The organism is Cupriavidus sp. 10L45 (assembly GCF_056395225.1).
Genome location: NZ_JBFTJC010000015.1, coordinates 151,962 through 175,078 on the forward strand (window position 1 = coordinate 151,962; position 23,117 = coordinate 175,078).

General features: G+C 67.7%; 19 protein-coding genes and 1 pseudogene. 14 read left to right on the top strand and 6 right to left on the bottom strand.

Features of this window, described 5'->3' with window-relative positions:
* Positions 1-4: 4 nt before the first annotated feature.
* The 3 genes from AC1DFU_RS24220 to AC1DFU_RS24230 are packed head-to-tail and all read right to left on the bottom strand — an operon-like array spanning position 5 to position 2,761.
* Positions 5-1,063 carry a cyclase family protein gene (locus AC1DFU_RS24220; RefSeq protein ID WP_441593490.1) on the bottom strand — a complete coding sequence of 353 codons (1,059 nt, stop codon included), beginning with the start codon at positions 1,061-1,063 and terminating at the stop codon, positions 5-7.
* Between the two features lie 14 nt (positions 1,064-1,077).
* Positions 1,078-1,374, bottom strand: coding sequence for a YciI family protein (locus tag AC1DFU_RS24225; RefSeq protein WP_092299562.1), 297 nt, complete (start codon positions 1,372-1,374; stop codon positions 1,078-1,080).
* Between the two features lie 46 nt (positions 1,375-1,420).
* Positions 1,421-2,761 carry a short-chain fatty acid transporter gene (locus AC1DFU_RS24230; RefSeq protein WP_441593491.1) on the bottom strand — a complete coding sequence of 447 codons (1,341 nt, stop codon included), beginning with the start codon at positions 2,759-2,761 and terminating at the stop codon, positions 1,421-1,423.
* A 374-nt stretch (positions 2,762-3,135) separates the two neighbouring features.
* Here AC1DFU_RS24230 and AC1DFU_RS24235 point away from each other — a divergent pair, with 374 nt between their 5' ends.
* The 6 genes from AC1DFU_RS24235 to AC1DFU_RS24260 all read left to right on the top strand — a co-directional run bounded on the left by AC1DFU_RS24235 (position 3,136) and on the right by AC1DFU_RS24260 (position 10,931).
* Positions 3,136-3,948, top strand: coding sequence for a thioesterase family protein (locus tag AC1DFU_RS24235; protein WP_177219996.1), 813 nt, complete (start codon positions 3,136-3,138; stop codon positions 3,946-3,948).
* Between the two features lie 165 nt (positions 3,949-4,113).
* On the top strand, positions 4,114-5,577 hold the full coding sequence (locus AC1DFU_RS24240; protein WP_092299553.1) for an MFS transporter: 1,464 nt from the start codon (positions 4,114-4,116) through the stop codon (positions 5,575-5,577).
* Positions 5,574-7,097, top strand: a complete 1,524-nt coding sequence (locus tag AC1DFU_RS24245; RefSeq protein ID WP_441593492.1) for an FGGY family carbohydrate kinase — start codon at positions 5,574-5,576, stop codon at positions 7,095-7,097. The genes AC1DFU_RS24240 and AC1DFU_RS24245 overlap by 4 nt, the downstream gene beginning before the upstream one ends.
* Before the next feature lie 18 nt (positions 7,098-7,115).
* On the top strand, positions 7,116-8,795 hold the full coding sequence (locus AC1DFU_RS24250; protein WP_441593493.1) for a glycerol-3-phosphate dehydrogenase/oxidase: 1,680 nt from the start codon (positions 7,116-7,118) through the stop codon (positions 8,793-8,795).
* Positions 8,792-10,342, top strand: coding sequence for an FAD-binding oxidoreductase (locus tag AC1DFU_RS24255; RefSeq protein WP_441593494.1), 1,551 nt, complete (start codon positions 8,792-8,794; stop codon positions 10,340-10,342). The genes AC1DFU_RS24250 and AC1DFU_RS24255 overlap by 4 nt, the downstream gene beginning before the upstream one ends.
* 4 nt (positions 10,343-10,346) lie before the next feature.
* Entirely contained in the window at positions 10,347-10,931 is a 585-nt protein-coding gene (locus AC1DFU_RS24260; RefSeq protein ID WP_441593495.1) for a glycerol-3-phosphate responsive antiterminator, read from the top strand.
* A 3-nt stretch (positions 10,932-10,934) separates the two neighbouring features.
* Here the strand turns inward: AC1DFU_RS24260 and AC1DFU_RS24265 are convergent, their stop codons facing one another.
* Entirely contained in the window at positions 10,935-12,227 is a 1,293-nt protein-coding gene (locus AC1DFU_RS24265; RefSeq protein WP_441593496.1) for a phospholipase D-like domain-containing protein, read from the bottom strand.
* Between the two features lie 207 nt (positions 12,228-12,434).
* On the opposite strand from AC1DFU_RS24265, the gene AC1DFU_RS24270 reads away from it, so the two are divergent.
* The 3 genes from AC1DFU_RS24270 (at position 12,435) to AC1DFU_RS24280 (ending at position 16,387) form a co-directional block, all read left to right on the top strand.
* Positions 12,435-12,968, top strand: coding sequence for an RNA polymerase sigma factor (locus AC1DFU_RS24270; RefSeq protein ID WP_255370944.1), 534 nt, complete (start codon positions 12,435-12,437; stop codon positions 12,966-12,968).
* Positions 12,969-12,985: 17 nt separating this feature from the next.
* Positions 12,986-13,816, top strand: coding sequence for a FecR family protein (locus AC1DFU_RS24275; RefSeq protein ID WP_441593497.1), 831 nt, complete (start codon positions 12,986-12,988; stop codon positions 13,814-13,816).
* A gap of 114 nt (positions 13,817-13,930) precedes the next feature.
* The gene (locus AC1DFU_RS24280; protein WP_218158054.1) at positions 13,931-16,387 is read left to right on the top strand and encodes a TonB-dependent siderophore receptor; all 2,457 of its coding nucleotides are present in this window, start codon (positions 13,931-13,933) and stop codon (positions 16,385-16,387) included.
* Here the strand turns inward: AC1DFU_RS24280 and AC1DFU_RS24285 are convergent.
* Positions 16,375-17,583 (bottom strand): MFS transporter, encoded by a 1,209-nt coding sequence (locus AC1DFU_RS24285; protein WP_441593498.1) that lies wholly within the window; start codon positions 17,581-17,583, stop codon positions 16,375-16,377. The two genes, AC1DFU_RS24280 and AC1DFU_RS24285, sit on opposite strands and share 13 nt — an antisense overlap.
* Positions 17,584-17,694: 111 nt before the next feature.
* Here AC1DFU_RS24285 and AC1DFU_RS24290 point away from each other — a divergent pair, with 111 nt between their 5' ends.
* A complete protein-coding gene (locus AC1DFU_RS24290; protein ID WP_092299529.1) occupies positions 17,695-18,147 on the top strand; it encodes a winged helix-turn-helix transcriptional regulator in 453 nt (150 codons plus the stop codon).
* On the opposite strand, the gene AC1DFU_RS24295 is transcribed toward AC1DFU_RS24290, so the two are convergent.
* Entirely contained in the window at positions 18,144-18,890 is a 747-nt protein-coding gene (locus tag AC1DFU_RS24295) for a FadR/GntR family transcriptional regulator (RefSeq protein ID WP_441593499.1), read from the bottom strand. The two genes, AC1DFU_RS24290 and AC1DFU_RS24295, sit on opposite strands and share 4 nt — an antisense overlap.
* A 71-nt stretch (positions 18,891-18,961) precedes the next feature.
* On the opposite strand from AC1DFU_RS24295, the gene AC1DFU_RS24300 reads away from it, so the two are divergent.
* From AC1DFU_RS24300 to AC1DFU_RS24315, 4 genes and pseudogenes are all read left to right on the top strand, one after another.
* Entirely contained in the window at positions 18,962-19,972 is a 1,011-nt protein-coding gene (locus AC1DFU_RS24300) for a Bug family tripartite tricarboxylate transporter substrate binding protein (RefSeq protein ID WP_441593500.1), read from the top strand.
* Positions 19,973-19,982: 10 nt separating this feature from the next.
* Positions 19,983-21,551: an AMP-binding protein gene (locus tag AC1DFU_RS24305; protein ID WP_441593501.1), complete on the top strand. Its 1,569-nt coding sequence runs from the start codon at positions 19,983-19,985 to the stop codon at positions 21,549-21,551.
* A gap of 33 nt (positions 21,552-21,584) precedes the next feature.
* Positions 21,585-22,763 carry a thiolase family protein gene (locus AC1DFU_RS24310; protein WP_092299517.1) on the top strand — a complete coding sequence of 393 codons (1,179 nt, stop codon included), beginning with the start codon at positions 21,585-21,587 and terminating at the stop codon, positions 22,761-22,763.
* A gap of 207 nt (positions 22,764-22,970) precedes the next feature.
* Positions 22,971-23,117, top strand: a pseudogene (locus AC1DFU_RS24315) (UDP-glucose 6-dehydrogenase); the annotation flags it as partial.

Consider the following 23,117-nt stretch of genomic DNA (forward strand, 5'->3'; position numbering starts at 1 on the left):
GGAATCAGGTAGTGGCAACGGGCGTCACGGGCGACCCCATCGCGCCGGGCAGCCGCAGCGGCGGCGCCGACAGGAAGAACCGATGGCGACCCTCGGCGCGCAGCCAGGCGGCCAGGTCGCGCAGGTACCAGAGTTCGCCGAGCGGCAGGCCGAGCTTGAACAGGCAGTGATGATGCAGCGGCAGCATCGGCACGGGGCCCTGCTCCGCCGGCACGGGCCGCGCCGGATAGCGCTCGACGGCGTAATTGTCGGCCGCGATCGCGGCAATGCCGGAATCGGTGATCCACTGCAGCAGCTTGTCGTCGCGCCCGTCCAGCGCGCAGCAGCTCTGATGCAACAGTTCGGCATCGGGCTCGCCAGCCATCTCGACCAGCATCTCGGCGAATCCGGTGCGAAGCACGAGGATGTCGCCACTGCCAACCTCGATGCCATCGGTGTCGATCACGCGCATCAGGTCGTCGTAGCCGACCGTCCGGCATTCGCGGCCGTAGTGTTCGGCCAGATCGACCAGCACGCCGCGCGCCTGAATGCCGTGCGCCGCGAGGGTCTCGATGCCGAGCGCGTCGGCATGGCTGTGGTCGTGCCCGCAGGGATGGGCCGCGAAGTGGTCGGCTTCAGCATAGTCAACCGGACCGACGATATCGGCATTCGGCCGGAAACCGTTGTAGTAGACGCGTTCGGCCACCCCATCGCCATCGGCATCGAACAGCGCGCCCACGTGGGCCAGTGAATCCCACTGCGTGGAGTACTGCATGGATAGCAGCACCTGGTCGTCGCTGAGCACGTCCAGCGCGCGCGGATCGACCTTGGCCAGCGGGAAGTTCACGTAGGCCACGTCGTCACGGAAAGTGGGACGCAGCACGGGCGGATGCCGGCGCGGGTTCAGCACATTCCCGCCGGGGAGGTCCAGCGGCAGGGACAGGCAGAACGTCCGGCCGCTTTGAATCTCCTGCGCGGCGGCACGCACGCGCGCCGCCGTGATCAGGTTCAGGCGGCCGAGCTGGTCGTCCTCACCGAAGTCGCCCCAGTTGGCGCCATCGGGCCGTTGCTTCCATCGCTTCATACCTACGCCTTCGTTCAGATATGACGGACGCCGTCCAGATAGGCCTTGCGCCACCGCACGATCTTTACCTCGGCGAACAGCGCGGCCTTGTGGAACGGATCGGCTTCGATAAAGGCCTGCGCAGCCTCGCGCGTCTCCACGTCGACGATATACAGGCCACCACCGCCATCGCTGCCGTCATCGTTGAGCTTGGCGCCGCAGGCCAGCAGCAGCGCCTTGTTGGCTTCCAGATACTCCAGGTGCACGGGCCGGTTGGCCTGCCGCACATGCTGGTGATTCGGCTTGTCGAACGTCTCGATCAGGAACGGCATGCGATTCTCTCCGCGTTGGTTGTCAGTACATCGGTCAGTACATCGGTCAGTGCGTCAGCATGCCCCAGGCCAGCAGCGCCACGATATAGATGGCACCCACCCAGAACATCATGATCACGGTATAGCCCATCACGTCCTTGAGCTTGAGCTTCGACAGCGCCAGCGCCGGCAGGATCCAGAACGGCTGCACGAGGTCGTTCCAGGCGTTGCCCAGCATCACCGACATCGAGGTCTGCGCCACCGAGCTGCCGATGGCCTTCGCCGCGTCGATCATGAATGGCCCCTGAATCACCCAGTGGCCACCACCCGACGGCGCGAAGAAGTTGATCACGAACGAACTCACCAGGCCCCAGAACGGCAGCGTCTGCGGCGTGGCGATATCCACGAACACGCGCGAAATGGTATCCACCAGCCCCGAGCCCGCCATGATCGCCATGATGCCGGCATAGAACGGATATTGCAGGATGATGCCTGAAATCGTCTTGATGCCCTCGTTCAGCTTGGCGACGTAGTTGGCCGGCGTGCCCAGCAGCAGCACCCCGATGAACAGGATCAGGAAGTTGATCAGGTTCAGGTCCAGCGTGCCGCCCTGCGTGAAGTACAGCACCGCGTAGGCCATGCCGCACAGGCCGATGACCAGGCTCAGCAGGCGGCTGTTGTTCATGCGCGCGGCCAGCGTGTTCTCGATGCCCATGCTGTGGCCACCGGCGGCGCCGGCGCGGCCCTCCTCCGCATCGTCCTTGATCTCGACCACATCCTTGGCATCGCGCGGATGCAGCATCGCGTTGAGCAGCGGCAGCGTGATGATCACGGCCAGGCTGGTGAGCAGCATCGGCAGGGAGAAGATCGTGTCCTTGAGCGCCACCACGCCCATGAGCTTTTCCATGGGATGGCCCGGCGTGGAGATCAGCACGGGAATGCTGGCGGACAAGCCCAGGCCGTACATTGTGAAGCCGCTATAGGCCGACGCGATGATCAGCGGGTAGTGCACCCCCTTCACCTTGAGCGCCAGCTTGCGGGCGATGATGCCACCGATCACGAGGCCGAAGCCCCAGTTCAGGTAGCTACCGATACCGCCGACCAGCGTCGCCACGATGATGGCCCCGCGCGGCGTATGCACGCGCGCGACGATGCTGTTCAGGAAACGATCGACCAGCGGCGCGGTGGCCAGCACATAGCCCATGGCCAGGATCACGGCCATCTGCGTGGTGAACGAGAGCAGGTTCCAGAACCCCTTGCCCCAGTTCAGGATGATCGTGTTGGCGGCCTGTCCCTCGACCAGCATCGCCATCACCATGGAGAGCAGCGTCAGGCCAATCGCAAACACGAAGGGGTCCGGCAAATACCGGCGCATCAGTTCTGTAAAGAACCCGGCAACCTTGTTCAAGGCAAGTCTCCTGAAATCCGAAATGACCACATATCGAACTTGCGTTCTATATGCGAACGTCTAGTTAGCTTGGATCGGAGGGTAAGACTTTGTCTTTGGCAATGTCAACGCAATAAAATGCTCGATTACCCGCCCCCAACACAACAATTCGATATTGCACCGCAGCAGATCCGCACGCCAATTCACAGGTCGTTGCGCCCTGTGCGCAGGGGCTTCGCATATTGCAATGCACCAATGGTCTTTCACGGCTGAAAGGTTCATGGCCGGTATCCGCACAGAACGGTGGCGCCAGCAGACAAGCCATCTCGTGGTGTATCGTTGGCGGCCATAGCGCCCCGGCGTCCGGGAGCGCAGCCCGCATCACGGAGACCGTCTTGGCTACTGCTTCTGCGCCGATTCCCCACAGCATTTTTGAAGTCTCGGGCGATGCCGTCGTCCCTACCGAACTGTCGCGCGGCCCCTGGCATCCCGGCGCCCAGCACGGCGGCGCACCGGGCGGGTTGCTGGCCTCGATGGCGGACCGCGCCATGGCGCAGGAGCCGGGTTGGTCGATGGTTCGCCTCACGCTCGAATTCGTGCGGCCGGTTCCCGTGGCACCCTTGCGCGCGGTGGTCGAACCGCAACCGGGCGGGTCGGTGCGGCGCGTGCGGCTGGCGCTGTCGCACGAGGGCGTACCGGTCGTCTACGGCACGGCGGTCTATATCCGCGAGCGTGCGCTCGACCTCCAGTCGTCCCCCCAGTCTCCGTCCCTCCCCCCGCCCGATGCGTGCCACACCCCCATCCTCATCCCGGGCATGCAGCCGCAGACCTCGTTCCACTACACCGCCATGGAGAGCCGCGTGGCGACCGGCACGGTCACGGCCCCCGGCCCTGCCGCCGTATGGTTCCGCCTGGCGGTGCCGCTGGTGGCCGACTGGCCAGTCACGCCAGCAGCCCGCGCGGTAGCTGCAGCGGACTTCGGCAATGGCATCAGCTGGGCCGTGCCGCTGGATCGCTTCGCGTTCGCGAATGCCGACCTGACGATGTACCTGCACCGGCTGCCACGCGGGGAATGGGTCGCGGCCGACTCGACGACCACGGTGCAGGAGAGCGGCATCGGCCTGACCCGCACGACGCTGCATGACGAGCACGGCGTCATCGGTGTCGCGCAGCAGGGACTGATCTTCAAGCCGCGCGACGCGCGCTAGTCGCGCCCGGCTCCGCCTCACCCTATCGGGTTTTCCCCGTTGACATGACCTGCCCGGCGACATACATTGGCCGGGCAGATCTAGATAAGAGACCATCTGTAAGATGGTCTCTTAGCGCGTGCAGTTTGCTGCGGCCTCTTACAGAACCAAAAAAAGGAGACCGCCGTGCAAACCTCTGCCATCAAGCTTCGTGGCATCGATGATGTCATCGCCTTCATAGATTCCTGTCCTGGCATACGTGGCCGCGCCGGCGTGGTGTGGTGGCTTGCCCTCGGCGGACTCTTCCTTGACGCTTTCTCCAATTCCGCACTGAGCGCCGGCCTTGGGCCGATGACGCGCAATTTGCAGCTCGCCCCGGCGCAGGTGGCGCTGCTGACCTCGTTCGCCTCATGGGTCGCCATCGTCTTCAACCCGTTGGGCGGCTGGATGGCCGACCGCTGGGGCCGCGTGCGCCCGCTGATCCTGGCCAAGGTGCTGGCCGTGGTGGGCGCGCTGCTGGTGGTGTTCGCGCCCGGCTTCGATGTAATCCTGGTCGGCCGGTTCTTCGTCGGCGCGGCGTACGGCATCGACTTCGCCATCGCCATGGCCGTGCTGGCCGAATTCACGCCGGTCAAGCTCAAGAGCCGCCTCAATACCTGGCAAGGCATGTGGTACACGGCGGTCTGCTCCAACCTGCTGCTGGCGCTGCTGTTCCATTCCTGGAATGTGGGCGATACGATCTGGCGCTATTCGGTGGCCGCCACCGCCATCTTCGGCGTCCTCATCCTGGTGCTGCAACTGCTGTTCCTGGTCGAAAGCCCGATCTGGCTGGCCCGCAAGGAACGGCTGGACGCCGCCGCGCGCGCCATGACGCGCATCTATGGCCGCGCCTTCATGGCTGCCGCGCCGTCCGAGCGCATTCCCGTGACCAACCAGGCCCGTCGCGGCCTGGCCAACGTGCTGCTGATCTTCCGTGGCGTCTACCTGCCTCGCACCATCCTCGCCTCCACGGTGCAGATCGGCCAGTCGATCCAGTACTTTGCGATTGGCTGGTACCTGCCGCTGATCAGCGCCGCGCTGTTCGGCAAGGACTTCGTCTACGCCACCATCGGCGCGCTCGTGTTCAATGTCTGCGGCATCTTCGGCGGCTTCCTGTCGCCGCTGATCGGCCGCAAGCTCGGCCTGCGCCGTGCCTCGGCGTTCGGCTTCGCCGCCGTCTTCGTGATGCTGCTGGTGCTCGGCCTGTTCAACGGCAAGATGCCGATGTGGGTCGCCGTGGTCGTGCCGTCGCTGTTCATCCTGTTCCACTCGGGCGGCCCCGGCGCGAACGGCAAGAGCCTGTCCTCGCTGTCTTTCCGCAGCGAACTGCGCGCGGGCGCCAACGGCATCATCGGCGCACTCGGCTCCATCGGCGCCGCGCTGGGCCTGCTGGTGTTCCCCCTGTTCCGCGCCCAGTACGGGCTGGAAACCACCTTCCTGATCCTCTCCGTGGTACCCCTCATCGCCAGCATCATCTGCTTCACGATCCGCTGGGACCCCACGCGTACCACCATCAACCCCGACAACGAAGCAGATGCCCCGCAGTTCGCACGCGATGCGCGCGAGGGGGCCGGCTTCCTGCAACCCGTGATCGAGAAATCGCAGTCATGACCCAGAACAGGAACGTCATCCTCGCCATCGACGAGGGCACGTCCGGCACCCGCGCCGCCGTGGTGGCCGCCGATGGCCACGTCTCATGCCTGGAATACACCACGCTGCAAGTGGATTCGCCGCGCCCCGGCGTGGTCGAGCAGGACGCCAATGTTCTGCTGGAGAAGACGCTGGCGGTGTGCCGGGCCACGCTGGCGCAGGCTGCGCGCGATCACCTCAACGTGGTGGCGCTCGCCATCGCCACGCAGCGCGCCACGGCCGTGCTGTGGGACACGCAGACCGGCCGCGCGCTGGTGCCGGCCATGGTCTGGCAGGACACGCGCTACGCCCCGGACCTGCACGAACTGGCGGCCACGTGGGACCCGCGCCTGCGTCCTGTCGTCGGCCGGCCTGCCGGCGTGCGTTCGCCCTATCTCTGGGCGGCGCGGCACCTGCGCGAGACGCCTGCCGTGGCCGAGGCATGGGCCGCGCGCCGGCTGGCCTTCGGCACGGTGGATAGCTGGCTGCTCTGGCACCTCTCCACCGAGCGCGCCTGCGTGACCACGCCGACGAACGCCACCTCGTGCAGCGCCTACATGCTCGGCGAGCACCGCTACCTCACGGACTGGACCGATGCGCTCGGCTTCCCCCGCGAGCTGCTGCCCGAACTGCGGCAGGACGCCGATGACTTCGGCCGCACGCGCGCCGACCTGATCGGTATCGACGTGCCCATCCTCGCCTGTGCCGGCGACCAGCTTGCCGGCGCCATCGGGCTGGGCTGCCTCGATGCGGGGCAGTCGATGTGCCTGCACGGCACCGGCAGCTTCGTGGACCTGATGGTCGGCCCCGCCCTGCCGGCGCGCAGCGGCGAATCGGACAGCACGCTGACGATGACCGCGCGCCGCCATCGGGGCGTCTCCCACTACTCGGTGGAGACCTTCGTGGCCACCACCGGCTCCGCGCTGAATTGGGTCTGCAACAAGCTGCACTGGTTCGAAGACGCCCGGCAGATCAGCGCGCTGGCGGCCACGGTGCCCTCGTCGGGCGGCGTCACGTTCATCCCAGCCCTGACCGGCCTGCGCGTGCCGCAGATGCAGCCCGAGGCCCGCGCCGCACTGAACGGCGTGTCGATGGCCACCACGCAGGCCGAGATCGCCCACGCCATCCTCGCCGGCATCGCCCATTCCGTGGCGTCCTGCATCGAGGCCAACCGCGACATCGCCGGCGTGCCCGTCTCCAGCCTCGTGGTGGGCGGCGGCCTCTCCGGCAGCGACGCGCTGCTCCAGATGCAGGCCGACCTCACCGGCCTGCCGATCCATCGCATGCAGGAGACGGACCGCGCCAGCCTGCGCGGCATCGCCTTCCTGGCCGGCGCGTCGGGCCTGCTGTGGGACTCCCTGCAGCAAGCCCGCACCACCACCGCGCCGGACGCCGTGTTCACCCCGGCCATCGGCGATGACGAGCGCGCCGCGCGGCGCGCGCTCTGGCACGCCCGCGTGGCGTCCGAACTCAATCACGTGGACGCGTTTGCGTCGCATTAATCAGGAGAAGCGATCAACATGATGGGTCTGCCATCCCGAAGCGCGAGCCGCGAACGCGCCGCCATGACCAGTACCGAGCCGCTGCGGCTCGACCGCAGGTCGCAACTGGACCGTCTGGGCAGCGAGGCGTTCGACATCCTCATCGTCGGCGGCGGGGTCACCGGCGCCTATGCGGCGCTGGACGCCAGCCTGCGCGGCTACCGCGTGGCGCTGGTCGAGAAGAACGATTTCGCCTCGGGCACCTCGTCCAAGTCGTCGAAGATGGTGCACGGCGGGCTGCGCTACATCGAGCAGGGCAACCTGAGCCTGGTGCGCCATTCGCTGCTCGAGCGCCAGCGCCTGCGCCGCAACGCGCGCCACCTCGTGCAGCGCCTGCCGTTCCTGTTCCCCGTGATGGAGCGCGACGGCGTGTTCGACAAGCGGCTCGCCAAAGCCTTCGAAAGCCTGCTGTGGACCTACGACCTGGCCGGCGGCTGGCGCGAGGGCATCCTGCACCAGAAGCTGAGCAAGGCCGAGGTCCTGTCGCACTGCCCCACCTTCAACCCCGAGCACCTGACCGGCGGCTTCCTGTATTTCGATGCGCGCGTCGATGATGCGCGACTGACGCTGAACATCGCGCGCACCGCCGCCTTCCATGGCGCGGCCGTGGCCAACCACGCGCAGGTCATGGAGATCACGCGCGACGGCCACGGCAAGGTCGACGGCGCCATCGTTCACGCCGGCGAGCAGGAAATCCGCGTGCGTGCGGGCGTGGTCATCATGGCCACCGGCGTCTGGCTGCGCGACTGGACCGGCCGCAAGCGCGGCGAACAGAAGACGCTGCACATCCGCCCCGCCAAGGGCGTGCACGTGGCCATTCCCTGGCTCAAGATCCGCAACGACTGCACGGTGACGATTCCCGTGCCCGGACGCAGCCGCCGCGCCACCATCACGCGCTGGGGCAACGTGTCCTACCTCGGGACCACCGACGAGGACTACGAAGGCGACCTCGACAACGTGATGTGTACCCGCCAGGAACTCGACTTCCTGCTCGAAGGGGCGCGTTCGGCGCTGAAGACAGACCTTCAGCCCGAGGACGTGGTGGGCAGCATCGCCGGATGCCGGCCGCTGGTGGCGCCACCGGGCGGCAAGACGCTTGAAATCAAGCGCAACCACGAGATCCATATCGCCGATGACGGGCTGGTGACCATCGTCGGCGGCAAGCTGACCACCTCGCGCCATATGGCCGAGCAGACCATCGACGCCGCGCAGCGCGTCATCGGCAAGCGCGGCAAGTGCCGCACCAAGAGCGCCTACCTGCTCGGCGCCGCCGGCTACGACGCGCAGGCCATCGTGGCGTCGGGCGGGATGTCGGCACACCTGGGCGAACGGTACGGCACGGAGGCGCGCTTTGTCAGCGACATCCTCCAGGCCGATGCCACGCTCGCGCGGCCCATTGTCAATGGCCTGCCCCACACCGAAGCGGAAGTCGTCTACGCGGTGCGCCACGAGCTGGCCGGCACCGTGGATGACGTGCTGTCGCGCCGCATGCGTGCCCGCCTGATGGCGCGCGATGCCTCCGCCCACGCCGCGCCGCGCGTGGGCCAGATCCTCCAGGCCGAACTCGGGTTGTCCGAGTCGGCCGTCGCCCGGCAGGTCAGCGACTACCTGGCCGCCGTGGCTCTCGAAAAATCCGTCCTCATGGGAGAAGCAGCATGATCAGCAAGGAAGCCATCAAGCGCGGTTACAACCGTGGCAACTACGTCGTGGGCGCGCATACGCCGCCGGGCTACGCAGCCACCATCACCGAGACCCCGGACGCCCCCGGCCTGCAGCGCGACGCCCTGCCGCTCAGCGACGCCACGCTGGCCGCGCTGCGCCTGGTGGCCGATGCCGTCCTGACCAGCACCGGCGATGTGGTGACGTGGACGCGCGACTGGTGGGCGGGCTCGATGATGACCGAGACCGGCGGAAAGCCCGCCACGCCGCGCGGCGTGATCGTGCGCGTGTCCACCGTCGAGCAGGTGCAGGCCGTGATGCGCATCGCCCACGCCAGCGCCGTGCCGGTCACGGTGTCCGCCGGTCGCAGCAACGTGACCGGCGCCGCACTGCCGGTACGCGGCGGCATCGTGCTCGACGTCTGCGAGCTGAACAAGCTGCTCGGCTTCGACAAGAACAGCCAGATCGTGGAAGTCGAGGCCGGCATGTTCGGCGACATCTTCGAGCAGACCATCCAGCAGGAATACGGCATGACGATGGGCCACTGGCCGTCGTCGTACGCCATCAGCACCGTGGGCGGCTGGGTCGCCTGCCGGGGCGCGGGCCAGCTCTCCACGCGCTACGGCAAGATCGAGGACATGGTGTTCGGCATGGACGTGGTGCTGGCCGACGGCCGCCTCATCACCGTGGGCGGCTACTCGCGCGCGGCGCTGGGGCCGGACCTGCAGCAGCTGTTCATCGGCTCGGAAGGCACGCTGGGTGTAATCGTCCGCGTGCGGCTCAAGCTGCACCGCCTGCCCGACTACGGCCGCGCCATCGCCTATGGCTTCAAGAGCTTCGCCATCGGCCTGGAGGCGTGCCGCGAGATCATGCAGCGCGGCGCCAACCCGGCGGCGCTGCGGCTCTATGACGCCCTGGAGAGCGGCGTGCAGTTCGGCCTGCCCGACACCAACGTGCTGCTGGTGGCCGACGAAGGCGCCCAGGATATGGTCGATGCCGTGATGGCGATCAGCGAGCGGGTCTGCGTGGAATTGGGCGACAAGCTCGATGACAAGGCCATCTTCGAACGCTGGCTCGATACGCGCTACCTGACCGGCAAGAGCGCCGAAGGCTTCAAGCGCAGCCCCGGCTTCGTGGCCGATACGCTCGAGATGTCCGGGCCGTGGGCCGACCTGCCCGCGATCTACGACGACGTGGTGGCCGCCATCAACGCGGTGCCGGGCACGCTGGCCGGCTCCGCGCACCAGTCGCACGCCTACGTGGACGGCGCCTGCCTGTACTTCTCGCTGCGGGGCGAGGTTGCGGTGGAAGACCGCCAGACGTGGTATCGCGCCGCCTGGGATGCCGCCAACGCGGTGCTGATCCAATACAATGCGGCCCTCAGCCACCATCACGGCATCGGGCTGCTGCGCGCGCCGTATATGGCATCGTCGCTGGACACCGCGTTCCCGGTGCTGGTGGCGGTCAAGCAGGCGCTGGATCCGCAGAACATCCTCAACCCCGGGAAGCTCGGCCTGAGCGACGTGCTTTCCCACGAAGCGAAGTAACCCCATGGACAGGTCCCTCGGCGCCCGCCTGACGCGCCACCCAGTCATCGCCACGCTCTACGGCGCGGAGCAGGTCGATGCGTTTGTCGACAGCGAGGCCGAAGTCTCGATCGTGGCCAACGTGGAGCTGCGCAAGCTGCAGCCCGTGATTGCCACGCTGACCCGCGCCGGCAAGTACGTCATCGTCAACATCGATAGCTGCGAAGGGCTGTCGCAGGACAAGGGTGGCGTGGATTACCTGGCGGACATCGGGGTGACCAGTCTGGTGTCCACGCGCGTGGCCACCATCCAGCGCGCCAACCGCGCCGGCATGGTGACGATGCAGAAGGTCTTCGTGACCGACCGCTCGACGTGGCCACGCAGCGTGAAGGCACTGGAGCAGAGCGACCCCAACCTGGTGCAGCTGATGCCGGCGCCAATGCTGTCCCACCTGCCCGAGGCGGACCGCAAGGCGCTGCCGCCCATCGTCACGTCTGGCTTTGTCTGCAACGAGGCCGATATCCGCAGCGCGCTCGCGCATGGCGCGGTGGCGGTCTCGACCAGCGACCGCAAGCTCTGGAATCTGGAAGGGAAAAAGCTGAAGTCCTAGGTCCTACAGCTGCGAGGCCAGCAGCGAACTCAACCCATCGGCCAGCTTTTCGCGCCACGGCCGGTTGGACCATGCTTCCAGCGATACCGGCCGGGACCGGGCCAGGTCGTCCTCGAATATCCGCGTCTGTTCCGCCGCGAAGTCCCGATCGAGGATATTGAGCGTGGCCTCGTCGTTCAGGCGGAAGGAGCGATTGTCGAAGTTGGTCGAGCCGACCGACACCAGGAAGCCGTCCACGATCATCACCTTGCAGTGGTACATCGTGGGCGCGTACTCGGCGATCAGCGCGCCGGCCGCCAGCGGCTCGCCCCATTGGGCCCGCGACGCCGAGCGAGAGGTTTCCGAGTCGATATGCTCGCCCGGCACGATGATGCGAACCTTGACGCCCCGCTTGAGCGCGGCCAACAGCGCCTTCCGCGTCAGGTCGTCTGGCACGAAGTACGCCGCCGACAAGTCGATGGTGCGCGTGGCGGCGGTGATGGCGAGCAGGTACATCAGCGCCATGTTCTCGCTCCCGCCGGTGGGGGAGCTGCTGAACATCTGCGCCATGCCCTTGCCCACGTCCGGCAGCGCCGGGAAATACCCCGGGCCGTGGGGCACTTCGCCGCTTACCTTGATCCAGTTGTCGAGAAAGACCGACTGCATCTGGGCCACCACCGGGCCTTCGACCTGGAAGTGCGTGTCGCGCCAGTGCTGGGGATCCTGGGCGTGGCCGGTCCATTCCGGCGCAATGCCCACGCCGCCGGTGAAACCGATCCTGCCATCGACGATCAGGAGCTTCCTGTGCGTCCGGTTGTTGAGCTTGCCGAGCGTGTACCAGTGAACCGGGTGATAGCGCTGCAACGCGACACCGGCTTTCGACATGACGTCCAGCACGGCGGCGTCCACCTTCTGGCTGCCCACCCAATCCAGCAGGACGTGCACCTTCACGCCCGCCTGCGCCCGCTCGGCCAGCGCCTGCGCGAAGGCCCGGCCAATGTCGCCGGACCAGTAGATATATGACTCGAAGGTAATCGTCCGCTGCGCCGCGCGAATGGCGCCCAGCATCGCGGGGAAGATCTCGTCGCCATTCCTCAGCACGCGGTAGGCGTTGCCGCCGACCACTGGCGGACCGAGCAGGACGCTCAGTTCCCGGGAAAACTGCGGGTCCTCGGTCGCATAGAGCCGTTCCAGCCGATGCTCGATGCGCTTCTCCGCGCCGAACAGGTTGTAGGCCACCAAGCCGAAGAGCGCGGTAAGGATGACGGCAAGCAGCACATACCACGTGGTCCGGGCCCTTCCATGAGCGTGGCGCATCGGCTGGCTTCCTCTTATCGGTGAGACGGCGCTTTTCGAATATGAAGTGTGAACGAGTTTTGGGCGATTGCAGCCCCCGGATGTGTGGCCGATCGCCAACGGCCCTTCCTTGCAAATGCGAATCACTATCATTTATACTCCGCCGCTTCGTCTGATTCGTCTTTTGCCGTCATCCTGGCCGTGCTGCGCGACCCCGCCCATCCCCCGTTGTTTGCTGCATTGCTGCGCCATTACGACGAATTGGTCGATCACGTCCGCCGCCGCTTTGGCGACCGCCACTTTGCCCGCGACGTGCTCCAGGACGTCTGCGTCCAGTTGCTCGAACGGCCGCCCGCCGGCGAGGTGGCCCAGCCGCTCGCCTTCCTCCGGCACGTCTCCACCCATCGCGCGATTGACCGTTACCGCGCCGAATCCACCCGCCAGACCCATGCCGATGCCTGGCAGGCCGACGCCGCCGGCATCGCCGTATCGAGCCCGGACGTCGCCGAGGCCATCGCCCACCGTCAGGCCGTAGACCGGCTCGAGCAGTGCATTGCCGCCCTGCCGCCACGCTGCCAGGAGGTGTTTATCCTGCATCGGCTCCATGAGCTGCCGCAGCAGGACGTGGCGCTACGATTGGGCATCTCGCGGGGCATGGTGGCGCGCCATATGGCCCGGGCCATGGCACTATTGGCGCCCGAACTGCAAGCCCTGGGCGCCCCGCCGCGCCCGGAAACTGCCGCGCCGGCCCCGTCATCGTGAGGACCCCTCCCCTGCCCATGCCCGATTCCCGCACGCCGCCGGGCGACCCGCTGTCTCCCTACCAGCAGGCGCTGCGCGAGCGATTTCCGTCCGTGGAAGCCATCACGGCCGCCGCCACTGCGCGCCGCCGCAGGCAACACCGTGTGCGCGCCGGTGCCGCCGCCGCGCTGGTGGTGCTGGCCGCCGGCACGTGGCTGGCCGATCCCGCCTATCGCACCGAGTCCCTGAGCGCCGAGGCCGGGCCGCGCACCGTTCAACTGGCCGATGGCAGCCGCGTCACGCTGGACCAGCACACCCGCCTGACCGTGCAGTGGCGCCTGCGCACCCGCGCACTGGCGCTGGATGCGGGCGAAGCGGTGTTCACCGTGGCCCATGGCCCGCGTGCGTTCCTCGTCACGGCGGGCCAGACCCGGGTGCGCGACATCGGCACAGTGTTCGACGTCCAGCGGCTGCCGCAGCGCACGCGCGTGGTGGTGCTGGAAGGCGCGGTGGAAGTCGAGGCCGGTGGCCACGTGCGGCAGCTGCGCGCCAGCCAGCGCGTGGACGTAGCACCGGACGGCCAGCCCGGCGACACCGTGACCGTGGACGCCGTGCGCGCCCTGGCCTGGCAGCGCGGCAAGTTCTCGTTCGATGGGGCGACGCTGGCCGACGCCATCGCCGAGATGCAGCCGCACTCGCGGCACGCCCTCGTCATCGACGATCCACGCGTGGCCCAACTGCGGCTGTCCGGCGAATTCGACCGCGACCAGGTGGCGGCCATCCTGCAGTTGCTACCGGGCATCCTGCCGGTAACGGTGCGCCAGGCGGCCGACGGCACCGTGCATCTGGGCGCGCGGCAACGGTCCTGATGACTAACTGAGCGTCATCAGATTTTTTTTGCGTGAGCAGGTGTACAAACACGCGGCGGCGCACGGCAACTCCATGAACAGGCCGAATGGATCGGCCCGCCATCAGGAGCTTTCGTGATTTTCACCGTTCGACGCCGGCCTGCCGCCCGCGCCTCCCGCCTTGCCGTGCGGCCGTTTGCGGCGCTGGTTCCCCTGCTCGCGGCGATGCTTGCCGCCGGCGCGATTGCACAGGGCGTGGCCCGTCCCATCGACATTCCCGCCCAGCCGCTGGCCCAGTCGCTGGCCGCGCTGGCGCGTCAGTCCGACACCCAGATCCTGTTTGCCACGACCCTGGCCGATGGCCTGCGCGCCCCGGCCGTGCGCGGCACGCTGACCGTGGAAGACGCCCTCGCCCGCATGCTCGCCGGCTCCGGCCTCCATGTGGTCAGCAACGGGCCGCGCACCTTTACCGTGGTCCAGGCGCCCGCCGACGCCAGCGCCGGCGCCGCCACGTTGCCGCTGATCACGGTACGGGCCGATGTCGCGGACCTCTCGGCCAATGCCGATGGCGTGGTGCCCCGCCGCGCGAGCGGCGCCAAGACCAACACGCCGCTGATCGACGTTCCGCAGACCATCAACGTGGTCACGCGCGAGCAGATGGACGAACAAGGCGTGCAGAGCGTGATGCAGGCGCTGCAATACACGCCCGGCGTGGTCAACCAGTATGGCGACACCGACCTGCGCTACGACTGGCTGGCCGTGCGCGGGTTCGTGCCGTTGCGCTACCTGGACGGCCTGCGCCTGCCCTACGGCGCGCGCGGCTATTCGCAGCCCCGCATCGACCCCTACACGCTGGAGAGCATCGAGGTGCTCAAAGGGCCCGCGTCGGTCCTCTACGGGCAGAGCTCCCCGGGCGGGCTGTTGAACATGGTCAGCAAGCTGCCGCAGGCGCAGACCTCGCGCGAGGTGGTCTTGCAGGCCGGCAGCCACGACCGCCTGCAGGGCGCGTTCGACCTGACCGGCCCGATCGATGAAGACGGCAAGCTGCTGTATCGCGTGGTGGGGCTGGCCCGCGACACCAACACCGAAATCGACTATATCGACGAGCGCCGCGTGCTGGTGGCGCCCAGCCTGACGTGGCGGCCCAGCACGGACACCTCGCTGACGCTGATGGCGCAGTACCAGAAGATTCGCTCGGACGGCGGCGGCGCGCCGCCTGCCCTGCCCGCCGCCGGCACGCTGCTGCCCAACCCGAACGGCAGCATCCCGACCAACCGCTTTATCGGCGAGCCCGCCTACGACAAGTTCGAGAGCGAGCAGATGATGTTCGGCTACAAGTTCGCGCATCGCGCCAACGAGACGTGGCAGTTCCGCCAGAGCGCGCGCTACAGCTATATCGATACCGATACGCAGCGCGTGCAGGGGCTGTCCATGAATCCGGACCTGCGCACGGAAAACCGCTACGGCTGGGCGTTCCCGGAGCGCAGCGGCGTGTTCTCGATCGACAATCAGGCGGAGGCGAGCTTCCGCACCGGGCCCGTCCAGCACACCCTGCTGCTGGGGGTGGACTACCAGTACGAGGACGCGCGCTACGAGGAATCGCAACTCGTAGCGGTGCGCGCGCTCGACGTGTTCAACCCGGTGTACGGCGCCCCCATCACCCGGCCGCCGCTGGGCACGCGCGTGGACCAGACCCGCCAGCAGGTGGGCGGCTATGTGCAGGACAGCCTCGCCATCGACCGCTGGACCTTTCTGCTGAGCGGCCGCTACGACTGGGCCGGCAGCAACACCGACACCCTGACCGCCCAGACCGGCAACACGCTGAACACGCGCCAGAGCGACAATGCCTTCACGGGCCGCACCGGCGTGGTCTACCAGTTCGACAGCGGCTTCGCGCCCTACGCCAGCTTTGCCACGTCGTTCCAGCCGCAGGCGGGCACGGGGCGCACCGGCACGCCGTTCGAGCCGACGCGCGGGCGCCAGACCGAGGTGGGCGTGAAATTCCAGCCCAAGGGGGCCAATGCCTTCGTTACGCTGTCCGCCTTCGACCTGCGCCAGACCAACGTGCTCACGCCCGATCCGCTGAACACCAACTTCAATACCCAGAATGGCGAAGCGCGCGTGCGCGGCATCGAACTCGAAGGCAAGGCCAGCCTGACGCGCGGGCTGGACGTCGTAGCGTCCTATGCCTACTCCGACACCGAGGTCACCAAGGCCAACGCCAATGCACGCGGCGTGACCACGCTGGGCAACGCGCTGCCCTTCGTGCCGGAGCACCAGGCGTCCCTGTGGATGTACTACACGTTCCACGACACCCTGTTCCAGGGTCTGGGGCTGGGCGCCGGCGTGCGCTATATCGGCCGGTCGTACGGCGATGCGGCCAATGTGTATCGCGTGCCGGCCGCCACGCTGTTCGACGCCGCGTTGAGCTATGACCTCGGCAAGTCGTTCCTGCAACTGCGCGGCGTGCGCGTGGCGATCAACGCGACGAACTTGTTCGATCGTCGCTACATCAGCACATGCATTTCGGCCACGGGCTGCTATTTCGGCAGCCGCCGCACGGTGCTGGGGACCGTGAGCTACAAGTTCTGAGGACAGCCGCCGCGCCGGTGCCGCCGCCCGCCGGCAGGACACCGCCGCGGCCGCGTGCAGGCCCAGAACCCCAGCGCCGCGAGGCTGACCAGCGCGCCCAGCGCGCAAACCCCGCCCCAGCCCGCCACCGCGTAGGCCGCCGAGGTACCGAAGGCGCCCAGCGCGCTGCCCACCGCGTAGAACAGCATGTAGACGCCCACCAGCCGGCCCTGGGCGTCCGGCTGGGTATTGAGGATCAGGCTCTGGTTGGTCACGTGTAGCGCCTGCCCGCCGAGGTCGAGCAGCAGGATGCCGGGCACCAGCGCCCACAGCGAATGCGTCATGCCGGCCAGCGGCAGCCACGCCGCGATCAGGCACAGGAGCGCCAGCAGCGTGGTGCGCTCACCCAACCCGCGATCCACCTGCCGTCCCGCCCCGGCGCCCGCCAGCGCGCCAAGCGCCCCCACCAGCCCGAACGCACCGATAGCCGTATGCGAGAACGCATAGGGCGGCGCGCTCAGCGGCAGCACCAGCGCGCTCCAGAAGATGTTGAACGCCGCGAACATCAGCAACGCCAGCATGCCGCGCACCTGCAGGACCCGGTTATGGCGCAGTAGCCCGAACATCGATCCAAGCAGCGCCGGGTAGCCGAGACGCTCGGCGGCGGCCGGCAAGCTGGGCAGCCGCGCCCAGAGCCCCACCGCGAGCAACAGCATGGCGCCGGCCGAGCCGAAGTACACCGCGCGCCATCCGGCCAGGTCGCTGACGGCGCCGGCCACCACGCGGGCCAGCAGCAGGCCGAGGAAGACGCCGCTCTGGGCCGCCCCGACCACGCGGCCACGTTCGTCCGGCGGCGCGGCGGCTGCGGCGTAGGCGATCAGTCCCTGCGTCATGGCAGTGCCGAGCATGCCGGTCAGGCACATCGCGCCGAACAGGCCAACCGTGGAGGACGACAAACCCACCGCCGCCAGCGCAACCACCAGACCCAGCGCCTGCGCCAGCATCAGGCGGCGCCGCGCGAAGACATCGCCCAATGGCACCAGCAGCAACAGGGCCAAGGCACTGCCGACCTGCGTGGCGGTGACCACGCCACCAATGGCAAACGCCGGAATGCCGAAGTCGCGCGCCAGCGCGTCCAGCAGCGGCTGGGCGTAATAGACATTGGCCACGCTCAGGCCGCTGGCGCAGGCAAACAGCAGCATCAGGCTCCGACGCATACGCAATCCCCTCCCATGACTGGGTCCAACTGGTTGCAAATTAAAACCAGTTGAAGGCTAGCGGAAGTGGTTTTAAAATGCAACCACTTAAGGCGATCGAAGGACGATGAGATGCGCGATGACAATCCGGCAGAAGCCGAAGCCTGTCCGGTGGCAAGAAGCGTCAATGTGATTGGCGACCGCTGGTCGCTGCTGATCGTGCGCGATGCCTTCGACGGCATGCGCCGCTTCAGCGATTTCCAGCGCAACCTGGGCATGGCGCGCAATGTGCTGGCCGACCGGCTGCGCCGGTTGGTGGAGGCCGGCATCCTCGACCTCCAACCCGCCTCCGACGGCAGCGCCTATCAGGAATACGTGCTCACGCCCCGGGGCGAGGAACTCTTCCCCGTGGTGGTGGCGCTGCGGCAATGGGCCGAGAGCCATCTGTTCGCGCAGGGGGAGCCGCACTCGGATCTGGTGGAGCGGACATCGGGCAAGCCGATTCCGCGCATGCTGCCGCTCGCCCACGATGGCAGCGCGCTGACGCCCCAAGATGCCGAAGTACGGAAGCTGGCCGGCCGCTAGTCGTGCGGGAAATACCCCTCCAGGAACCGTTCGAGCGATCGCAACATCTCCTGTTCGGCCGCCTCGGCATCGCCACTCGCGAAATGCGCCATGAATCGGCGCCGCGACGCGAAGATTTCCTCGCTCTCGTACGTGCCGATCCGCAGGATGAACTCCACCAGTAGCGAAATCAGGCCGTCCATGAAGACGACCAGGATTGGGTTGCCGGCGATGCGCGCCAGCATCTTGTGGAACTCGTGGTTCAGCGTGAACCGCTTCTCGAATTCGCCGGCGGCCATTGCTGCCTCGGCGGCGTCGATATTGCGATAGAGCCGGGCCACGTCGTCTTCGGTCGCCAGCCGGCAGGCTTCGCGCACGATGGCCGGCTCGATCGAGATATGGGCCTGGATCAGCTGGCGCGGCGTAATGCCGCCGAGCCGGTAGAGATCCATCAAGCCCTCGATCACCACCGAGCCATCGGCGCGGGTAATGAAGATCCCGCCATGCGCACCCTTCTTGGTCTCGACAAGCCCGGACTGCTCGAGCGAACGCACGGCCTCCCGAAGGGTATTGCGCGACACCCCGAGTTCCGCCGCGAGCTGCCGCTCCGCCGGCAGGCGCGTGCCCGGCTTCAGCCGTCCCCCGGCGATTTCCTTGCGGATCTGGTTCGCGATTTCATCCGCCGCGCGCCGGACCGCAATCGGGCGAAATGACGTCTGCGCCTCATCGTCAGGATTTACCCGAGGATCATGTTTTGTAATCATCGTTTGCCGATAGAATGGTTCAACCATTAAGCCATTATGGCACGCCAATGATAAGGCCAACGGAGACGACGATGACGAAAACGCACCTGCCTACGAAAACCCCCTCCCCGCGCCGCGCTTTGCTGGCGGCCACGGGCGCCCTGCTGGCGGCGACGCTGCTCACCGGCACCGCGCACGCCCAGCGGGACGCCGCCTTTCCGACGCAGCCGGTCAAGCTGGTGGTGGTCTACCAGGCGGGCGGTGCGAACGACATCGTGGCCCGCGTCCTGGCGGACCGCATGACCCGCGCGCTCGGCCAGTCGGTGATGGTGGTGAACAAGCCGGGCGCCTCGGGGGCCATCGGCGCGCAGTTCGTGGCGGGCAGCCCGCCAGACGGCTACACCGTGCTGATGGGCGGCGCGCCGCTCGTGGTCGCCCGCGCGCTATATAAGAATCCTCCCGTGGACTTCGAGAAGAGCTTTTCCCCGGTCGGCAAGGCGGTCAACCTCAATCTGGTGCTGGTCGCCCGCAAGTCCTATCCGGCCGACACCTTCAAGCAGGCCATGGACCTGGAGAAGAAGCAGCCGGGCAGCTCCACCATGGCCGTCACGGCCGGCGTCTTCGAGCTGTACTACGCGCGCCTCAACCGGCTCGCCAACACCCGCATCGTCAAGGTGCCCTACAACGGCGTGCCCGCCGCGATGAACGACATCCAGGGCGACCGCGTGGACATGCTGATCGACACCGTGGCCGCGCAGAAGCCGTTTATCGCCAGCGGCGCCACCAAGCCGCTCGCGGTGTTCGGCCCGAAGCGGCTGCCCTCGCTTCCCGATGTACCCACGCTGGCGGAACTTGGCCTCAAGGGCTTCGATGACCAGTCCTACGTCGGCATGCTGGTGCCGAAGGGCACGCCCGACGGCGTGGTGCGCAAGCTCAACGGCGCGCTGAACACCGCGCTGGCCGACCCGGACGTCAAGACGCGCCTGGAGAAGCTGGACTTCGGCGTGGAAGGCAGCACCCCGGAGGCGTTCTTCAAGGAGATGAAGTCCGATTCCGACCGCTTCGCCGAGCTTGCCGACGCGACCCACATTGAAAAGCAGTAAGGAGTTGAACATGCGGGACACAGGACCACTCTACGGGCACGCCACCATCGCCGCGCTGTACCGTTCGGCATTCAAGGCGTTTGCGGACCGCGAGGCGCTGGTCGGGCAGGACATCCGCCTGACCTACGGCGAACTCGAGGCCCGCAGCCACCAGATCGCGCGATATTTCCTGTCGATCGGCCTGCGCCGTCAGGATGGCATCGCCATGCTGGCCGGCAATCGGGTCGATGCGATGGCCGCCATCATCGCCGCGCAGCTCCTCGGCTTGCGCTACACGGCGCTGCACCCGCTCGGCTCCGCCGACGATCAGGCTTTCGTGCTCCGCGATGCCGGCATCCGGGCGCTGGTGATCGACACGCCCCGGCACGGCGAGCGCGGCGCCGCGCTGGCCAGCCTCGGCATCGTCGAGCATGTGCTGACGCTGGGCCCGGCGGCGTTTGGCGTCGATCTGGCGGCGGCCTCCGCCGGCATGGACGCCAGCGACATCCCGCTCGACGTCCAGCCCGGCGATATCTTCAAGATTGCCTACACCGGCGGCACCACGGGCAAGTCCAAGGGCGTGGTCCAGCCTCACCGGACCGCCGTCACGATGATCCTGCAGCAGCTAGCCTGCTGGGAGTGGCCCGACGACGCGCGATTCCTGGCCACGACGCCCATTTCCCACGCCGCGGGCGCCCTGATCCTGCCCACCTTCCTGCGGGGCGGCACGGTGGTTTTTCTGGACAAATACGATCCGCTGGCCTTCCTCGAAGCCGTCGCCCGCCACAGCATCACCTGTACCTTCCTGGTGCCGAGCCAGATCTACGGCCTGCTCGATTTCCCGGGGCTGGCGGACCACGACCTGTCCAGCCTGCACCGCATCTGGTACGGCGCCGCGCCCATCGCGCCGGCCCGGCTGGCCGAGGCGATCGGGCGGATCGGCCGGATTTTCGGCCAGATCTACGGCCAGGCCGAGGCGCCGATGACGGTCACCTACCTGCGCGCGGACGAGCACGACCCCGCCCGCCCCCATCTGATGGGCTCCTGCGGGCGCCCCATCCCGGGCAACGACGTGCGCCTGCTGGACACACAACTGCAGGAAGTGCCGCCCGGCGAGATCGGCGAACTGTGCGTACGGGGGCCGCTGGTGATGTCGGGTTACCTGAACCGGCCCGAGGAAACCGCCAAGACGCTCGCGGGGGACTGGCTCCATACCGGCGACATGGCGCGCCGCGACGCGGCCGGCTACCTGTATCTGGTCGACCGGGCCAAGGACATGATCATCTCGGGCGGCTTCAACGTCTATTCGAGCGAGGTCGAGAACTGCCTGGCCGCGCACCCGGCCGTCGCCATGTCGGCGGTGATTGGCGTGCCGCACGCCAAGTGGGGCGAAGCCGTGACCGCGCTGGTCGTGCTCAAGCCGGACGCCTCCGTCACCGAGCAGGCCCTGATCGACTACGTCACCGAGCGCAAGGGCGTGGTGTGCGCGCCGAAGTCGGTCTCGTTCGAGACCGAGCTTCCGCACACCTCGCTCGGCAAGCTCGACAAGAAGACCCTGCGGGCCCGCTACTGGAGCGGGCAGGACCGTCAGGTCAGTTAATCGACGCAGACAACAGACCCTCTGGAGACCCGCATGCAGCAAGCTTTCATCATCGACGCCATCCGCACGCCCATGGGCCGCGCCAAACCGGGCGCCGCCTTTGCCGACGTCCATCCCGCCGAACTGCTGGCGCAGCTCCTGAAAGGGCTGGTCGAACGCAACCGGCTGGACCCGGGCATGGTGGACGACGTCATCACCGGCTGCGTCAGCCAGGTGGGCGAGCAGTCCGCCACGCCCGGCCGCGTGGCCTGGCTGGCCGCCGGCTTCCCGGAGCACGTGCCGTCGACCACCATCGACCGCAAGTGCGGCTCCAGCCAGCAGGCCATCCATTTCGCCGCGCAGGGGATCATGGCCGGCGCCTACGACATCGTGATCGCCTGCGGCGTGGAGTCGATGAGCCGCGTGCCGATGGGCACGGCGCGCATGGGGCAAGACCCCTATGGCCCCTCGTTCGCCAAGCGCTACGCGCCCGGGCTGGTGTCGCAAGGCGTGGCGGCCGAGCTGATGGCCAGCCGGGGGGCGCTCTCGCGCGAGGCACTCGACACGTATTCGGCGGAATCCCACCGCCGCGCCCAGCTCGCCCGGGAACAGGGCGCGTTCCGGCGCGAGATTTTTCCGATCGTCACCTCGCGCGGCGTGGTGGAAGTCGACGAGACCATCCGGCCGGACACCTCGCCCGCCAGCCTCGGCACCTTGAAGCCGGCCTTCCGCACCGACGAACTGGCCGCGCGCTTCCCCGAAGTCGGTTGGCACATCACGGCCGGCAATTCCTCGCAGATGACGGACGGTGCCTCGGCGCTGCTGCTGATGAGCGAGCGCATGGCATCCCGGCTCGGCTGCAACGCGCGCGCCCGCTTCGCCGGCTTCGACGTCTGTGGCGATAGCCCGATGCTGATGCTGACCGCCCCCATCCCCGCCAGCCAGCGCGTCCTCAAGAAGAGCGGCCTGACGATGGCAGACATGTCTCATTGCGAAGTCAATGAGGCGTTTGCGCCCGTGCCGATGATCTGGCAGCGTGAACTCGGCGCCGACCCCGCCCTGCTCAACCCGCGCGGCGGCGCGATCTCCCTCGGGCACCCGCTGGGCGCCTCCGGCGCGCGCATCATGACCACCATGCTGCATGCGCTGGAAGACAACAAGGGCCGCTACGGCCTCCAGGCGATCTGCGAAGCCGGCGGCATGGCCAACGCCACCATCATCGAACGGCTCTGAGTGCCAATCAACGGCCGCCCGGCCGGCATGCGCGCGCCCCCGGCGCCGCATGCTTAATCTGCGCTTAAGGTTCCCCGCCTAAGCTGCACCCCTGCCCGCCACCCGGCGTGGCCTGACGCATTCCCCTGTTTACCGCCTTACCTCCATGCCTGGCGCGCGTGCGGACCGCGGTCGTCCCGCAAGCCGCTTCCCCAGAAATCGTCCCCTATGAAAGTCACAATTATCGGTAGCGGCTATGTCGGCCTGGTCACCGGCGCCTGTCTGGCGGAACTCGGCAATTCGGTGTTCTGTCTCGATGTGGACGAACGCAAGATCGCCATGCTCAACGCGGGCGGCGTGCCGATCTATGAGCCG

Excerpts from the sequence above, each read along its gene's own strand:
- AC1DFU_RS24220 (WP_441593490.1), bottom strand. The coding sequence starts at position 1,063 with ATGAAGCGATGGAAGCAACGGCCCGATGGCGCCAACTGGGGCGACTTC.
- AC1DFU_RS24225 (WP_092299562.1), bottom strand. The coding sequence starts at position 1,374 with ATGCCGTTCCTGATCGAGACGTTCGACAAGCCGAATCACCAGCATGTG.
- AC1DFU_RS24245 (WP_441593492.1), top strand. The coding sequence starts at position 5,574 with ATGACCCAGAACAGGAACGTCATCCTCGCCATCGACGAGGGCACGTCC.
- AC1DFU_RS24250 (WP_441593493.1), top strand. The coding sequence starts at position 7,116 with ATGATGGGTCTGCCATCCCGAAGCGCGAGCCGCGAACGCGCCGCCATG.
- AC1DFU_RS24255 (WP_441593494.1), top strand. The coding sequence starts at position 8,792 with ATGATCAGCAAGGAAGCCATCAAGCGCGGTTACAACCGTGGCAACTAC.
- AC1DFU_RS24260 (WP_441593495.1), top strand. The coding sequence starts at position 10,347 with ATGGACAGGTCCCTCGGCGCCCGCCTGACGCGCCACCCAGTCATCGCC.
- AC1DFU_RS24265 (WP_441593496.1), bottom strand. The coding sequence starts at position 12,227 with ATGCGCCACGCTCATGGAAGGGCCCGGACCACGTGGTATGTGCTGCTT.
- AC1DFU_RS24275 (WP_441593497.1), top strand. The coding sequence starts at position 12,986 with ATGCCCGATTCCCGCACGCCGCCGGGCGACCCGCTGTCTCCCTACCAG.
- AC1DFU_RS24285 (WP_441593498.1), bottom strand. The coding sequence starts at position 17,583 with ATGCGTCGGAGCCTGATGCTGCTGTTTGCCTGCGCCAGCGGCCTGAGC.
- AC1DFU_RS24290 (WP_092299529.1), top strand. The coding sequence starts at position 17,695 with ATGCGCGATGACAATCCGGCAGAAGCCGAAGCCTGTCCGGTGGCAAGA.
- AC1DFU_RS24295 (WP_441593499.1), bottom strand. The coding sequence starts at position 18,890 with ATGATTACAAAACATGATCCTCGGGTAAATCCTGACGATGAGGCGCAG.
- AC1DFU_RS24300 (WP_441593500.1), top strand. The coding sequence starts at position 18,962 with ATGACGAAAACGCACCTGCCTACGAAAACCCCCTCCCCGCGCCGCGCT.
- AC1DFU_RS24305 (WP_441593501.1), top strand. The coding sequence starts at position 19,983 with ATGCGGGACACAGGACCACTCTACGGGCACGCCACCATCGCCGCGCTG.
- AC1DFU_RS24310 (WP_092299517.1), top strand. The coding sequence starts at position 21,585 with ATGCAGCAAGCTTTCATCATCGACGCCATCCGCACGCCCATGGGCCGC.